At 54.6% G+C, this 12,674-nt stretch carries 14 protein-coding genes; 8 read left to right on the top strand and 6 right to left on the bottom strand.

The window, feature by feature from the left end; all coding sequences use genetic code 11:
- Positions 1 to 49 precede the first annotated feature (49 nt).
- From lspA to NIG5292_RS06790, 4 genes are all read right to left on the bottom strand, one after another.
- Complete coding sequence (lspA, locus tag NIG5292_RS06805; protein ID WP_048598727.1) at positions 50 to 523, bottom strand: signal peptidase II; 474 nt, start codon at positions 521 to 523, stop codon at positions 50 to 52.
- The gene (gene purH, locus NIG5292_RS06800) at positions 523 to 2,106 is read right to left on the bottom strand and encodes a bifunctional phosphoribosylaminoimidazolecarboxamide formyltransferase/IMP cyclohydrolase (RefSeq protein WP_048598726.1); all 1,584 of its coding nucleotides are present in this window, start codon (positions 2,104 to 2,106) and stop codon (positions 523 to 525) included. Before purH ends, lspA begins: the two co-directional genes overlap by 1 nt.
- A 16-nt stretch (positions 2,107 to 2,122) precedes the next feature.
- Positions 2,123 to 3,838, bottom strand: a complete 1,716-nt coding sequence (locus NIG5292_RS06795) for a heparinase II/III family protein (protein ID WP_306372342.1) — start codon at positions 3,836 to 3,838, stop codon at positions 2,123 to 2,125.
- Between the two features lie 104 nt (positions 3,839 to 3,942).
- On the bottom strand, positions 3,943 to 5,211 hold the full coding sequence (locus tag NIG5292_RS06790) for an RsmB/NOP family class I SAM-dependent RNA methyltransferase (protein ID WP_048598724.1): 1,269 nt from the start codon (positions 5,209 to 5,211) through the stop codon (positions 3,943 to 3,945).
- A 47-nt stretch (positions 5,212 to 5,258) separates the two neighbouring features.
- Between NIG5292_RS06790 and NIG5292_RS06785 the strand changes: the two genes are divergently transcribed.
- A complete protein-coding gene (locus NIG5292_RS06785; RefSeq protein ID WP_048598812.1) occupies positions 5,259 to 5,447 on the top strand; it encodes a DUF1674 domain-containing protein in 189 nt (62 codons plus the stop codon).
- 18 nt (positions 5,448 to 5,465) lie between these two features.
- Here NIG5292_RS06785 and NIG5292_RS06780 read toward each other — a convergent pair whose 3' ends face one another.
- Together NIG5292_RS06780 and dapB are read right to left on the bottom strand one after the other, a co-directional pair.
- Positions 5,466 to 5,831 (bottom strand): hypothetical protein, encoded by a 366-nt coding sequence (locus tag NIG5292_RS06780; protein ID WP_048598723.1) that lies wholly within the window; start codon positions 5,829 to 5,831, stop codon positions 5,466 to 5,468.
- 65 nt (positions 5,832 to 5,896) lie between these two features.
- Positions 5,897 to 6,706, bottom strand: coding sequence for a 4-hydroxy-tetrahydrodipicolinate reductase (gene dapB, locus NIG5292_RS06775; protein ID WP_048598722.1), 810 nt, complete (start codon positions 6,704 to 6,706; stop codon positions 5,897 to 5,899).
- A 75-nt stretch (positions 6,707 to 6,781) separates the two neighbouring features.
- Here dapB and rbfA point away from each other — a divergent pair, with 75 nt between their 5' ends.
- The 7 genes from rbfA to pnp all read left to right on the top strand — a co-directional run bounded on the left by rbfA (position 6,782) and on the right by pnp (position 12,638).
- Positions 6,782 to 7,198: a 30S ribosome-binding factor RbfA gene (gene rbfA, locus NIG5292_RS06770; RefSeq protein WP_048598721.1), complete on the top strand. Its 417-nt coding sequence runs from the start codon at positions 6,782 to 6,784 to the stop codon at positions 7,196 to 7,198.
- A 4-nt stretch (positions 7,199 to 7,202) separates the two neighbouring features.
- Positions 7,203 to 7,928: a phosphodiester glycosidase family protein gene (locus NIG5292_RS06765; RefSeq protein WP_082136644.1), complete on the top strand. Its 726-nt coding sequence runs from the start codon at positions 7,203 to 7,205 to the stop codon at positions 7,926 to 7,928.
- A gap of 14 nt (positions 7,929 to 7,942) precedes the next feature.
- Positions 7,943 to 8,854 carry a tRNA pseudouridine(55) synthase TruB gene (gene truB / locus NIG5292_RS06760; protein ID WP_048598720.1) on the top strand — a complete coding sequence of 304 codons (912 nt, stop codon included), beginning with the start codon at positions 7,943 to 7,945 and terminating at the stop codon, positions 8,852 to 8,854.
- Positions 8,851 to 9,357: a DUF1643 domain-containing protein gene (locus tag NIG5292_RS06755; RefSeq protein WP_048598719.1), complete on the top strand. Its 507-nt coding sequence runs from the start codon at positions 8,851 to 8,853 to the stop codon at positions 9,355 to 9,357. The genes truB and NIG5292_RS06755 overlap by 4 nt, the downstream gene beginning before the upstream one ends.
- 112 nt (positions 9,358 to 9,469) lie before the next feature.
- Complete coding sequence (locus tag NIG5292_RS06750; RefSeq protein WP_048598718.1) at positions 9,470 to 9,781, top strand: hypothetical protein; 312 nt, start codon at positions 9,470 to 9,472, stop codon at positions 9,779 to 9,781.
- Positions 9,782 to 9,940: 159 nt separating this feature from the next.
- Positions 9,941 to 10,210: a 30S ribosomal protein S15 gene (gene rpsO, locus NIG5292_RS06745; protein WP_048598717.1), complete on the top strand. Its 270-nt coding sequence runs from the start codon at positions 9,941 to 9,943 to the stop codon at positions 10,208 to 10,210.
- A gap of 277 nt (positions 10,211 to 10,487) precedes the next feature.
- Complete coding sequence (gene pnp / locus NIG5292_RS06740; protein WP_048598716.1) at positions 10,488 to 12,638, top strand: polyribonucleotide nucleotidyltransferase; 2,151 nt, start codon at positions 10,488 to 10,490, stop codon at positions 12,636 to 12,638.
- Positions 12,639 to 12,674 lie beyond the last annotated feature (36 nt).

The following is a 12,674-nucleotide window of genomic DNA, read 5'->3' as shown; positions in this document are numbered from 1 at the left end:
ATGCCCCTACCCAGTCGTTACGTTTTGATAACCTAGATTTTTCGGCGCGTCAGGTGCTTTTCTTATTTTCACCAGACGGCGTCAAAAAGACCAAACCAATCGCGCCCACAAAAATGGCGATGTCGGCCACGTTAAACGCAAAAGGGTTCTCGATCCCGCAGCATGACATATTCAAAAAGTCCGCAACGGCGCCATAAACAATCCGGTCAATGATGTTGCCAAGCGCCCCGCCAATAAGCAAACCGGCGCTGATGTGCGCCCATTTGCCCATTTGTTCCCGTGCGACCCACCACACCACAGCACCCGTGATCACAAGTGCGACACCAATGAGTATCCAGCGCATGTCGAGCCCAGCACCCAAACCGAAGTTAACACCTCGGTTCCATGCCATACGCAGATTAAGGTAGGGATCAATCACATTGATCGACCCAAGCGTTTTAAGGTCCATGACCTGAACAACCCAAACCTTAATCGCTTGATCCAACGCAAAGATCAGCGCGGCAACTGTGAGCGCGCGCTTCATTAGTGGCGGAAATGGCGCATGCCGGTGAATACCATAGCAAGGCCAGCCTCATCAGCTGCAGCAATTACGTCATCGTCACGCATTGAGCCGCCGGGTTGAATAATTGCGGTGGCACCTGCTTCAGCCGCAGTGATCAAGCCGTCTGCAAATGGGAAGAACGCATCGGACGCAACCACAGACCCTTGGGTCAAGGGAGCGGCCAAACCAAGTTCTTGCGCCATATCTTCGGCTTTGCGCGCAGCAATGCGTGTGCTGTCAACGCGGCTCATCTGGCCTGCGCCCACACCAACAGTCGCACCGTCTTTGACGTAGATTATCGCGTTTGATTTGACGTGCTTCGCCACAGTCCAAGCAAACATCAAGTCTTTCATTTCTTGCTCGCTTGGCTGCTTTTTCGTCACCACCTTCAGGTCGTCCATGCTGACGCGGCCTGTGTCTTTGTCTTGCACAAGATAGCCACCCGCTACCTGACGGATCGTCTGACCTGCCGCAGAAGCATCCGCCAAACCACCAGTGGTCAAAAGGCGCAGATTTTTCTTATTGGCAAAGATTTCCATCGCCTCAGGCGTTGCATCAGGGGCGATGACCACTTCGGTAAAGATGCTGGTGATTTCCTCAGCCGTTGCAGCGTCCAACGTTTGGTTCAACGCGATGATCCCGCCAAAAGCGCTTGTCTGGTCGCATTGGAAGGCCCGCGTGTAGGCATCACGAAGTGTCTCACCTGTCGCCACACCACATGGGTTAGCATGTTTGATGATGGCGCAGGCTGGCGCATCAGCGCCAAATTCACTTACCAATTCAAACGCCGCGTCCGTGTCGTTGATGTTGTTGTACGACAGCTCTTTGCCTTGGTGTTGTTTGGCCGTAGCGATGCCCGCGCGGGTGCTGCCATCCGTGTAGAACGCCGCTGACTGATGCGGGTTCTCGCCGTAACGAAGTGTTTGCGCTAACGTGCCTGAAACTGAAACACGGCGCGGCGTGCCTTCGACCTGCGCAGCCATCCATGTGCTGACCGCAGTGTCGTACGCTGCGGTGCGCGCATAGGCCGTTTGGGCCAGACCTTGACGGAATGCGTACTCGGTTTGCCCTCCATTTGCATCAAGTTGCGCAATGACAGCCGCGTAATCCTCAACATCAACAACAACGTTCACAAACCCGTGGTTTTTTGCGGCCGAGCGGATCATCGCAGGTCCACCAATGTCGATGTTCTCAATCGTGGTGTCGTAGTCGGCGCCCTTGGCAACTGTTTCTTCAAACGGATAAAGGTTCACGACAACCAAATCGATCGGGCCAATACCATGCTCATCCATTGCGGCGCGGTGCTCTGTGTTGTCGCGCAGGGCAAGAAGCCCACCGTGGACAACAGGATGAAGGGTTTTGACACGCCCATCCATCATTTCGGGGAAACCCGTCACCTCGGACACGTCTTTCACGTTAAGACCCGCATCGCGTAGCGTCTTTGCTGTGCCGCCCGTAGACAGCAATTCAACCCCGTGCCGCACAAGCGCTTGGCCCAATTCAACAAGTCCGGTTTTGTCAGAAACTGACAGCAAAGCGCGGGTAACAGGGGCAAGATTGGGCATGTGTTTGGTCCTAAGTTTAGTCGTTCCAGTCGCGTGCATCGTCACTGTTGAACAAATCGCGGACCGCCAGCGGCGTATCCTGCGCTTTGGAGAGTGACCATTTCACTTGGCTGGCGTATGCCACGGCTTTACCCGAAAGGACAATCTGCATTGTCGCACGCGGGGCAATTCGCCCCTTTTCCAGATAAACAGACGGCTCAAGTGACAATTGCACACCCTCACTTGCGCGAAACACCCAAATTTCACCCGAGCGTAAAACAAGCGATACCGCACGGCCAGCCATGTCCTGTGAGGCGTCCACTTCTGCATGCAGGTGAAACCGAACACTGTAGGCAATGCCCTGCAAAGATGTGGCATCCAAGGCCAAGTCAAAGCGATTCTTATCCGCATCATTCATCGTCGTAAGCATGTCAGAACCGTTCAAAACGCGCCCATCTGCGGACAGCTCCAACTCACGCACATGCGTCAGCCCGTGCGAGCCTGCCCAAGCATCATGCGCAGCCCCCAACTTTTGGTTCTCTGCGGTGCGCTGAATATCCAACTGAACCGTTAGCGGACCACCCACCAGATGCCCTTCATCGTTCAACTGCGCAGAGGACAGCCCCTCAAGATGCAGAACAGAATGCGACGGCGTCGCCCGTCCCGCCCGCGCCCATCTGTCACCGAAAGATACACCTGCCCCGCAGTTTACGATCAATGGCCGCCTGCCAGACGTGAGTTCCATCGCCAAGGTGCTGGCATGTGCGCGGCGCGCATTCGTGGTTACGGGAGGCGGGCTTGCATCAACAATCAGGCTCGTGCGTCCGCCATTCAACCGCGCAAATCCCATAGCAGTATCACCCGTACGCGCCACGCGGCTCGCAGCATCCGCAAGCGCTTGGTCCAGCTTGCCGTCCACGCCGCGCCCACCGCCATGAAAACGCGTCAGCCCACCATCCGCATGACGCAGCGCCCGCAGAGTTGGGCCTATCCTCTCAACCGCATTATTGATCGCAGTTGCTGGCTCACGCCCAACAGCCGCACACGCTTTTTGCACCCACGTCAAATGTGTCAATACATCCAACAGTTCTTCGGGATTACGGCTTGCAATCGCGCCTTGCGCATCAATGTGGGCGTCACAATCACTAGCCAATGCTTTCATGGCCGGATCAACGTGATGCTGCATCCCCTCAATGGTAAGACCAGCATAAATGATCCCAACAAGCGCTTCGAAACGGCTTAAACCACTTGGCAAAACACGCCAGCGGCGGGCCAAGAATTCAGTCTGCTTGGAAAGAGATGTATAGTAATCGTAAGAGATATCCGCGCCACTACCGCGCAAAATAAACAGCGCGTTGTTCACCCACCGGATCACGCGCCGCCCTGTTACCTCAGGGGACCATGCGGGCAGTGAAGGTGCAGGGTACTTTGCGATCCACTCAGACAGCCACCGTCCCGCCAGATCGCGGGCCTTGGCATCACCTGCCGCGGCTAGATCATCAAGCCACAAGAACCCGTGAGCCTCACTACTGAAATCAGCGGACGGCATTTCAATGTCCCAAAGCGATGTATCAGGCGCTTCGATCAATTCTCCTGCAAACATCAGGTTGCCTGCCACGATCTGGCGGCCTTTGTTGTAACTGCCGATACTCCGGGGCTCAGGCTGGCCTACAAATCCCGTGGCTGCAGCGCATTTACCAGCACGCCACGCATGAAAACGATCCGCCATCGTTGGAACTTGTTTTTTGCTCAACTAACTCACCCGACTACGCGACGTTTATGCCGCAACACCCCAACACCACATCCTACGATATGGCCGGTTTTGTCACAGGTTAGCCCGTTGCTCGCAAGGTGTCATCAATCGTCTTTGTTCAGGCACACGATATAAAATCCGTCCATGCCGCCGCGTTCAGCCCAATAATCAGGCCGCAAGCGCAAACCGCCCTCTTCACTGATCCAATTTGGTTCAACACCCTCAACCGACAGCGCCGCACGGTCAACGCTCCAGCCTGTCAGATCCGCCTCATCGATGTGGACCTCACCCTCATCGGGCAGCAGGCTACAGGTGCAGAAAACCAGCCGGCCACCCGGTTTCACAAGGCGCATCGCGTGCGCAAGCATTCGGGCCTGTAAATCGATCAGCGCACCAAAATCACTGCCGTCTTTGGCGTGGGGCAAATCCGGATGTCGGCGCATCGTACCGGTTGCCGAGCACGGCGCATCCAGCAATACAGCATCGAAAAGCCCGTGCTCATCCGCGCTCACTTCAAACACATCACTGGTCACCAGCTGCGCTTTCAAATCCACACGCTTGAGGTTTTCCTCAACCCGCTTGAGACGGTTGGCATTATCATCAACGGCCACCACATCCGCGCCAGCCGCAGATAATTGCATCGTCTTGCCGCCCGGTGCTGCACACAGGTCCAAGACACGCTCACCTGCTTTGGGGGCAAGCACTTTGACAGCAAGGGCAGCCGCGGCGTCTTGAACCCACCAAGCACCCTCATCGAAACCATCAAGCTTTGAGACTTGCCCAAACGCAGCAAGACGGTCCGATCCTGTGGGAAGCGTCACAGCTTCGGGCGTCAAATCACCGTCGCGACCACGCAAAGAAATATCGAGCGGTGGCGTTGCGGCTTGGACTTTTTCCATAGCCTCGACACTGCTACGGCCCCACGCCGCCACAAGCGGGCCACGCAGCCAGTTGGGCATGCGGGCGGGCGGCAGTTTTGCCCAAGCATCCGGACCCGTTTCGGCCACGCGGCGCAACACAGCATTCACCATACCTTTAAGGCCGCCGACCCGCGGCAATTTCGAAGTCAGCGTGACGCCTGCGTTCACCACACCGTGCGCCGCAGCACCGTCTTCGCAGATCTCCACAACGCCTAATCGCAAGATATTCATCACGATCAGCGGAGGGTTCTTTTTCAAATGCGGTTTCAGAACGCGGTCGCATTTATCAAGGTGCCGCAGTGTTTGAACGGCCAGACGATACGCACGTGCGCGGTCCTCTGCCTTGAGGTGATCGAGGGTATTGCTCACCTCGGCCAGCAAACGCCCTTGGGCCAAAACAGCCTCAAGAAGTTTAAGCGCTGCGCGCCGTGGAGCCAGTCCTTGATCCGCCATGTGGTGATATCCTTGATCAACAATTGCTTGCGGCCTATATCACGCTCATGACTGACGCAACAAATGACCCGCACCAAAATCTTCCTGAAGCCGCCAAACGCGCGCTGGCCGAAGCCGAAGAGCGCCGCGCCAAAGCAAAAGCCGACGCACTGCCCAAGGAACTTGGTGGCCGCGATGGCCCCGAACCTGTTCGCTTTGGTGATTGGGAAAAGAAAGGCATCGCGATCGACTTTTGATCAAGATGTAAGGCAGCGCTAGCGCAGAGATAAAACCGCCGAACGTCCTGCGCCACGATCTGATGTAAAACGTAACTTGTTTTCGTTCACGCGCACCTCTTGGCAGTTGTAGCCAATGTCGCGCGGTCCCCACTTAAGATTTCTGCAAAAATAGCCTGATTGCCACGCCCAATCGCCAGTCACCGCACGGCCAAGTGCGCGGCCCATAATCTCGCCCGTTTCTTCAACACGCAATTTAATGCCCGGATAGTGAAGTGACTTGCCTTGGATCACGCTTCGAAAGCGTTCTTCGTTATCAATTTTCGCGAAACCATCGGCCTGCGCTGCAGACGCAAGCGCATATGTTCCAATCAAAATAGTGGCAAAGACATTTCCCAAGCCCATGGCGCGATCCTCGTTGACATACACTGTTGTTACGTAAGGCATGCCAATTTGGATCAATCAGCGGCCTAAAGGCCCAAAACGTCGAACATATCGTATTGCCCAGGCCCGCGCGACTGACCCCAAAGCGCAGCCTTTAGGGCACCGCGCGCAAAGATCACTCTGTCTGTTGCCATGTGGCGCAGCACAATACGCTCACCAGCGGCGGCAAACATCACGTCGTGCTCTCCAACAATATCGCCACCGCGGACCACGGCAAAGCCGATATCGCCGCGTTTGCGGGCGCCCGTCATGCCATCGCGTCCCGCGTCGCGCACATCGCTCAGTGCAACACCACGGCCCGCTGCCGCAGCCTCGCCCAACATCAATGCAGTTCCGCTTGGGGCATCCACTTTGTGGTGATGGTGGGCTTCAATCACTTCGATGTCAAAATCCTCATCCAACGCTTTGGCGACCATTTGGGTGAGTTTCGTCAGCAAGTTAACGCCCAAAGACATGTTTCCCGCGCGCACCTGAACCGAGTGACGGCTGGCCGGCTCAAGCCGCTCGATCTGCTCGTCCGTGAAGCCCGTCGTGCCGATGACGTGCACCGCACGGGCTTGTGCAGCGATGGCCGCAAACTCAATTGTCGCTTCGGGTACGGTGAAATCAATAACTGCCTGTGCTTGTGCAAATGCGGCAAGAGCATCGTCGCTGACGATCACGCCCATGTCAGCACCACCCATCGCAACGCCGATATCAAGGCCAATCCAATCGTGACCCGCACGCTCAATCGCACCAACCAATGTGCAGGCATTACTCTGGGAAATTGTCTGGCACAGCATCTGCCCCATCCGGCCAGAAGCACCCGTTACCACTATTTTCGGCAAATCAGTCATCATTCTCTCCATATTCCGTACCGTCCTACGACACCTGCGCTTGGCAAGGAAGGCCATCCGTCATACATCCCGCGTATGGCAAAGAACAAATTTGATAACTCTGGTGCTCCGTCCCAACGCCAATTGCGCGTTGGCGAGCTTATTCGCCGCACTCTGTCGGAGGTTTTGACCCGTGGAGAAATCCATGATCCAGACCTGAACCGGCTGTATCTATCTATTGGCGAAGTGCGCGTAAGCCCCGACTTGCGGATCGCGACTGTTTACGCGCTGCCATTGGGCGGGGACAAAAAGGAAGAGGCAATCGCCGCACTTAAGCGCAACAAAGGTGAGTTGCGGCACGCGCTTGATAAAAAGCTGACCTTACGCTTTTCGCCCGAGCTGCGGTTTCTAGCCGATGACACCTACGATCAAATTGATGCGACCAAGAAATTGCTGGCCCAAGACGTTGTGCGCCGTGATGCGCAAGCGACCAGCGACGACGCCGAGGACTAAAGCAATGCGGCGTGCGCTTCTCACGTTGGCCTTTTGGGCCGCGGGCACATGCGCGCTTGCAGATGTTCAACCAACGACATGCGCCGTTCAAAGCCATGAAGGTGCTGAATATACCGTTTGTACTGTGGACGACCCGTCTGTGTTGCGACTGCATCTGAAGGGTGATGATGGTGAGGTTATCGGCAGTTTCCGCCGCCTTGAGGCCACCCAAGGCCCCCTGCCTTTTGCGATGAACGCAGGCATGTATCACCCGGATCGATCACCCGTCGGCTACTATGTCGAGGACGGCGTTGAAATCATGCGAGTCATCCCAAACGCAGGCCCCGGCAACTTCGGACTGCTACCAAACGGGATCCTGTGCATTACGCCCAGCGCTGTTCAGGTTATTGAAACCCTCGCTTTTCAGCAATCTCCACAGTCCTGTGTCCACGCTACACAATCCGGTCCGATGTTTGTGATTGACGGCAAATTGCATCCCCGCTTTTTACCGCAAAGTACCTTTACCAACATCCGCAATGGCGTCGGCACTACAGACAATGGCAAGACTGCCTTTTTCGTCATGTCGAACGGGGCCGTTACGTTCCACCAGATGGCGCTCTTTTTCAGAGATGCCCTCAAAACACCCAACGCGCTTTACTTTGACGGGCGCATAAGCAAGTTGCACGCCCCATCCCTTGGCCGCTCTGATATTGGTCAGCCGATGGGACCGATCATCTCTGCCTCACACTAACACCGAGTATTTACATGGCACGACGCAAAAATGGCCGCGACATCAGCGGCTGGATCATCATTGATAAACCCGCAGGCCCCACGTCTACGACTGTGGTGAACAAAGTGCGTTGGGCGTTTAATGCCAAAAAAGCAGGGCACGCAGGCACGCTTGATCCTGATGCAACCGGCGTTCTGGCCGTAGCGCTGGGTGAGGCCACAAAAACCATTCCCTACATCACAGACGCGCTTAAGGCATACGAGTTTTCCGTGAAATTTGGTGAGGCAACCAACACTGATGACGCAGAGGGCGAAATCATCGCACGCTCTGACACCCGCCCCACGGACGATGGCATCAAAGCAAAACTTCAGGCATTTCTGGGCGATATTGAGCAAGTGCCCCCAAAATTTTCAGCCGTGAAAATCGATGGTGAACGCGCCTATAAACTTGCCCGTGATGGCGAAGACTTCGAAGTTGCCGCACGTCCACTTTTTGTTGACGAGATTATCCTGAGTGACCGGCCGGATGCGGATCACGCGATTATTGAGATGACCTGCGGCAAAGGCGGATACGTGCGATCAGTCGCGCGTGATTTGGGCGACGCGTTGGGCTGTTATGGTCACGTTGCATGGTTACGCCGTGTATGGTCAGGCCCTTTTGACGTAGAACACGCGATTAGTCTTGAGCGCATTGAAGAGCTTGCGCGTACCGCTGATATTGACGACCGGCTGCTCCCGCTTGAGTTGGGCCTGAGTGATCTGCCACATCTGACATGTGATGCAGCAGCGGCCACGCGGTTTCGCAACGGCAACCCTGCCATGGCGCTTGGCGCAGCGGAATATGGCGAAGAAGCGTGGGTAAGCCACCAAGGCGTCCCTGTCGCTGTTGGTATTTTCAAAGCGGGCAACCTACATCCTTCGCGGGTGTTTAACTTACCTGCCGAATGATCACACGAACACATATCAAAGATGATGCGCCGTCCGTAGCGGTCTATTCCGATTGTGAGAAATACCGCTACTCCCTCACGCGCACCTGGGACCAATCCCAAGAGCACGTTTTGTTCGTTATGCTGAACCCATCCACCGCAACAGAGGTGCAAAACGACCCAACTGTTGAGCGTTGTGAAAGGCGTGCGCGGACTTTGGGCTTTGGCAGCTTTTGTGTGACCAACATCTTTGCGTGGCGTGACACAGATCCACGCAAAATGCGCGCTTCAAGAGACCCAATCGGTCCGAATAATGACGCCGCAATCACGCAGGCGGCGTTCATCGCAGATCAAATCGTGTGCGCATGGGGAACACACGGTGCCTTTATGGAGCGGGGTGCCGTTGTGAAAGGACTACTCGATCAGACGGGCAAACCGCTATCGCATTTGGGCTTATCCAAAGACGGGCACCCCAAACACCCGCTTTATATTGCCTACAGTCAAAAACCTGTACTTTGGACTTAACTGCAAACAAATCTCGCTAAAGCCCAAACTCTTGCCACAGTTCACGGCGGACACCTCCACATCCTTGCCACAGATCACCCGTCTTTGGGCGATAGTTTGAGTAGGGGTTAAAATGTTAAAACTAATATCGCCAGAGCCATCAATCCGTCCGCTAAGCTTTGCCCAATGGGCATGGCAATATCCGTGCAATATTGCGGAGTTCAGGCCCGACACAGACCAACTGATTATGATTATTGATGATGAGAAAACCTATGATCCCAGTGAAGTGCAACTGCGGCCACGCCTGAACGGCACAACCGAGGTTTTGTTGGCGGGGCAAACTATTGGGACAGTCACGTCTAACGCCATTGGGGATGTCTCCGATTTGGTGGTGATGAGTATGTCGGATGCTTACGGAACGGTGATTGGCCCCGCTGCGGAGTAAGTTAGGCTGTCACGCAGTGAGCAGAGCGCAAAGAATCGCTTCCATTTACAGCCATCTGTGCCTATACGCCCTCATCCACGCTTTGTGTGGATACCTCCATGGGCCCTGCTGAACGACATCTCGGCTTGCGCCATCACTCTAACCTTAAAGGAGACCCCGATGTCGATTACAGCTGAAACAAAAGCACAGATTATGAAAGATTTCGCAATCAAAGAGGGTGACACTGGTTCCCCCGAAGTTCAGATTGCAATCTTGTCGTCGCGCATCGCGACCCTGACTGAGCACTTCAAAACACACAAAAAAGACAACCACGGTCGCCGTGGCCTTTTGAAAATGGTTGCTCTGCGTCGTAAGCTTTTGGACTATGTCCGTGGCAAAGACGAAGCACGTTACCAAGACCTGATTAAGCGTTTGGGCCTGCGCCGCTAAGCGCATTTCAAACCAGTCGAATACTAAAAGGCCGTCTGTTAAATCAGGCGGCCTTTTTGCTTTCTATCCTACCGCCCCAAAGGCCATTTTCGGACGCAATACGCCGGAATATTTGCGGCCTTGCGGTATTGCTTCCCAAACTGCCCTTTCTGTTGTATTGCGCCGCTATCTGAAAGTTGGCGCCCGGATTCCAGCGCCCACCAAATAAGATATCGGGATCAGAGGGAATTCGCCCTCTACGCTAATGGCCCCACGCGGGCCGAACTAGGAAACGTATATGTTTAACGTCACGAAAAAATCTATCCAATGGGGTGAAGAAACCCTCACGCTTGAGACAGGCAAAGTTGCTCGCCAAGCTGATGGTTCTGTTATCGCTACTTACGGTGAGACATCCGTAATGGCGAACGTCACCTTCGCAAAAGCACAAAAGCCGGGCCAAGACTTCTTCCCGCTGACAGTGCACTACAACGAGAAATACTACGCTGCTGGTAAAGTCCCCGGTGGCTTTTTCAAACGCGAAGCCCGCCCAACAGAAAAAGAAACACTGACATCGCGCCTGATCGACCGTCCCATCCGTCCGTTGTTTGTTCCTGGCTTCAAAAACGAAGTTCTGGTGATCTGTACTGTTCTGTCGCACGACGGCGTGAACGACCCCGACATGGTTGCAATGATCGCGGCATCTGCTGCGCTGACCATTTCTGGTGCTCCATTCATGGGCCCAATCGCTGCGTGCCGCGTCGGTTATGAAGATGGCGATTACATCTTGAACCCAGAGATCGACGATATGCACGATCTAAAGAACAACCCTGATCAACGCCTTGATCTGGTTGTTGCTGGCACAAAAGACGCTGTGATGATGGTTGAATCAGAAGCTTACGAGCTTACTGAAGCCGAGATGCTTGGCGCTGTGAAATTTGCTCACGAGCAAATCCAACCAGCGATCGATCTGATCATTGCTTTGGCTGAAGATTGCGCCAAAGAGCCGTTTGACTTCCAGGCACCTGACTACAGCGATTTGTTCGCAGCAGTTAAAGCCGCTGGCGAAGAGAAAATGCGCGCGGCATATGCGATCGGTGACAAGCAAGAGCGCACAACCGCTGTTGCCGCCGTCAAAGAAGAAATCAAAGCAAGCCTGTCAGAAGAGCAGCTCGCAGACGAGAACCTTGGCACAGCGCTCAAGAAACTCGAAAGTGGCGTTCTGCGCGGTGATGTTGTGAAAAACGGCAAGCGCATTGATGGTCGTCGTACGGATGAAGTCCGCGACATCGTTTGTGAAACTGGCTTCTTGCCACGTACACACGGCTCAGCCCTGTTTACACGCGGCGAGACACAAGGCTTGGTTGTGACCACTTTGGGCACAGGCGATGACGAGCAGATGATCGACAGCCTTCAGGGCATGTATAAGTCGAACTTCTTGCTGCACTATAACTTCCCTCCCTATTCCGTTGGTGAAGTTGGCCGCTTTGGCCCTCCCGGCCGCCGCGAAATCGGTCACGGTAAACTTGCATGGCGTGCTCTTCAGGCTGTTCTGCCAGCTGCAACAGACTTCCCGTACACTGTGCGCGTTGTGTCTGAGATCACTGAATCAAACGGTTCGTCTTCAATGGCGTCAGTTTGTGGTGGCTCTTTGTCCATGATGGACGCTGGCGTGCCGCTTAAATCAGCTGTTGCTGGTGTGGCGATGGGCCTCGTTCTTGAAGATGACGGATCATACGCGATCCTGACCGATATCCTTGGGGACGAAGATCACCTTGGCGATATGGACTTCAAAGTGGCGGGTACCGAAAAAGGCATCACATCACTTCAGATGGACATCAAAGTCGCAGGCATCACACCTGAGATCATGGAAAAAGCACTCGACCAAGCGAAAGACGGTCGTATGCATATCCTTGGCGAGATGAACAAAGCGCTGTCTGGCGCGAGTGAATTCTCTGCTCACGCACCGCGCATTGAAACAATGCAGGTCCCAACGGATAAAATCCGTGAGGTCATCGGTTCTGGTGGTAAAGTGATCCGTGAAATCGTTGAAACATCCGGCGCTAAAGTCGACATCAACGATGACGGCATCATCAAGATCGCCTCTGCAAACGCAGAAGCCATCCAAAAAGCCTACGACATGATCTATTCCATCGTGGCAGAGCCAGAAGTGAACGCGGTCTACACCGGTACAGTCGTCAAAATCGTCGACTTCGGTGCGTTCGTGAACTTCTTTGGTAAGCGCGATGGCTTGGTACACGTCAGCCAAATCGAAAACCGCCGTTTGAACCACCCATCCGACGTCCTCAAAGAGGGCCAGGAAGTAAAAGTCAAACTGCTGGGCTTTGATGACCGCGGCAAGGTTCGCCTTTCTATGAAAGTTGTGGATCAAGCAACTGGAGAAGAGATCAAAGAAGAGCCGAAAAAGAAAAAAGGCGACGAAGAAGAGTAAATTCTTTCTCACCGCTTAATCATCTCAAAGCCCCGC

The organism is Nereida ignava (genome assembly GCF_001049735.1).
Taxonomy (GTDB): domain Bacteria; phylum Pseudomonadota; class Alphaproteobacteria; order Rhodobacterales; family Rhodobacteraceae; genus Nereida; species Nereida ignava.
Note: the sequence above shows the minus strand (reverse complement) of the source record. Positions and strands in the feature narration are given on the sequence as shown.

Excerpts from the sequence above, each read along its gene's own strand:
- lspA (WP_048598727.1), bottom strand. The coding sequence starts at position 523 with ATGAAGCGCGCGCTCACAGTTGCCGCGCTGATCTTTGCGTTGGATCAA.
- purH (WP_048598726.1), bottom strand. The coding sequence starts at position 2,106 with ATGCCCAATCTTGCCCCTGTTACCCGCGCTTTGCTGTCAGTTTCTGAC.
- NIG5292_RS06790 (WP_048598724.1), bottom strand. The coding sequence starts at position 5,211 with ATGGCGGATCAAGGACTGGCTCCACGGCGCGCAGCGCTTAAACTTCTT.
- NIG5292_RS06785 (WP_048598812.1), top strand. The coding sequence starts at position 5,259 with ATGACTGACGCAACAAATGACCCGCACCAAAATCTTCCTGAAGCCGCC.
- NIG5292_RS06780 (WP_048598723.1), bottom strand. The coding sequence starts at position 5,831 with ATGGGCTTGGGAAATGTCTTTGCCACTATTTTGATTGGAACATATGCG.
- dapB (WP_048598722.1), bottom strand. The coding sequence starts at position 6,706 with ATGACTGATTTGCCGAAAATAGTGGTAACGGGTGCTTCTGGCCGGATG.
- rbfA (WP_048598721.1), top strand. The coding sequence starts at position 6,782 with ATGGCAAAGAACAAATTTGATAACTCTGGTGCTCCGTCCCAACGCCAA.
- NIG5292_RS06765 (WP_082136644.1), top strand. The coding sequence starts at position 7,203 with ATGCGGCGTGCGCTTCTCACGTTGGCCTTTTGGGCCGCGGGCACATGC.
- truB (WP_048598720.1), top strand. The coding sequence starts at position 7,943 with ATGGCACGACGCAAAAATGGCCGCGACATCAGCGGCTGGATCATCATT.
- NIG5292_RS06755 (WP_048598719.1), top strand. The coding sequence starts at position 8,851 with ATGATCACACGAACACATATCAAAGATGATGCGCCGTCCGTAGCGGTC.
- NIG5292_RS06750 (WP_048598718.1), top strand. The coding sequence starts at position 9,470 with ATGTTAAAACTAATATCGCCAGAGCCATCAATCCGTCCGCTAAGCTTT.
- rpsO (WP_048598717.1), top strand. The coding sequence starts at position 9,941 with ATGTCGATTACAGCTGAAACAAAAGCACAGATTATGAAAGATTTCGCA.
- pnp (WP_048598716.1), top strand. The coding sequence starts at position 10,488 with ATGTTTAACGTCACGAAAAAATCTATCCAATGGGGTGAAGAAACCCTC.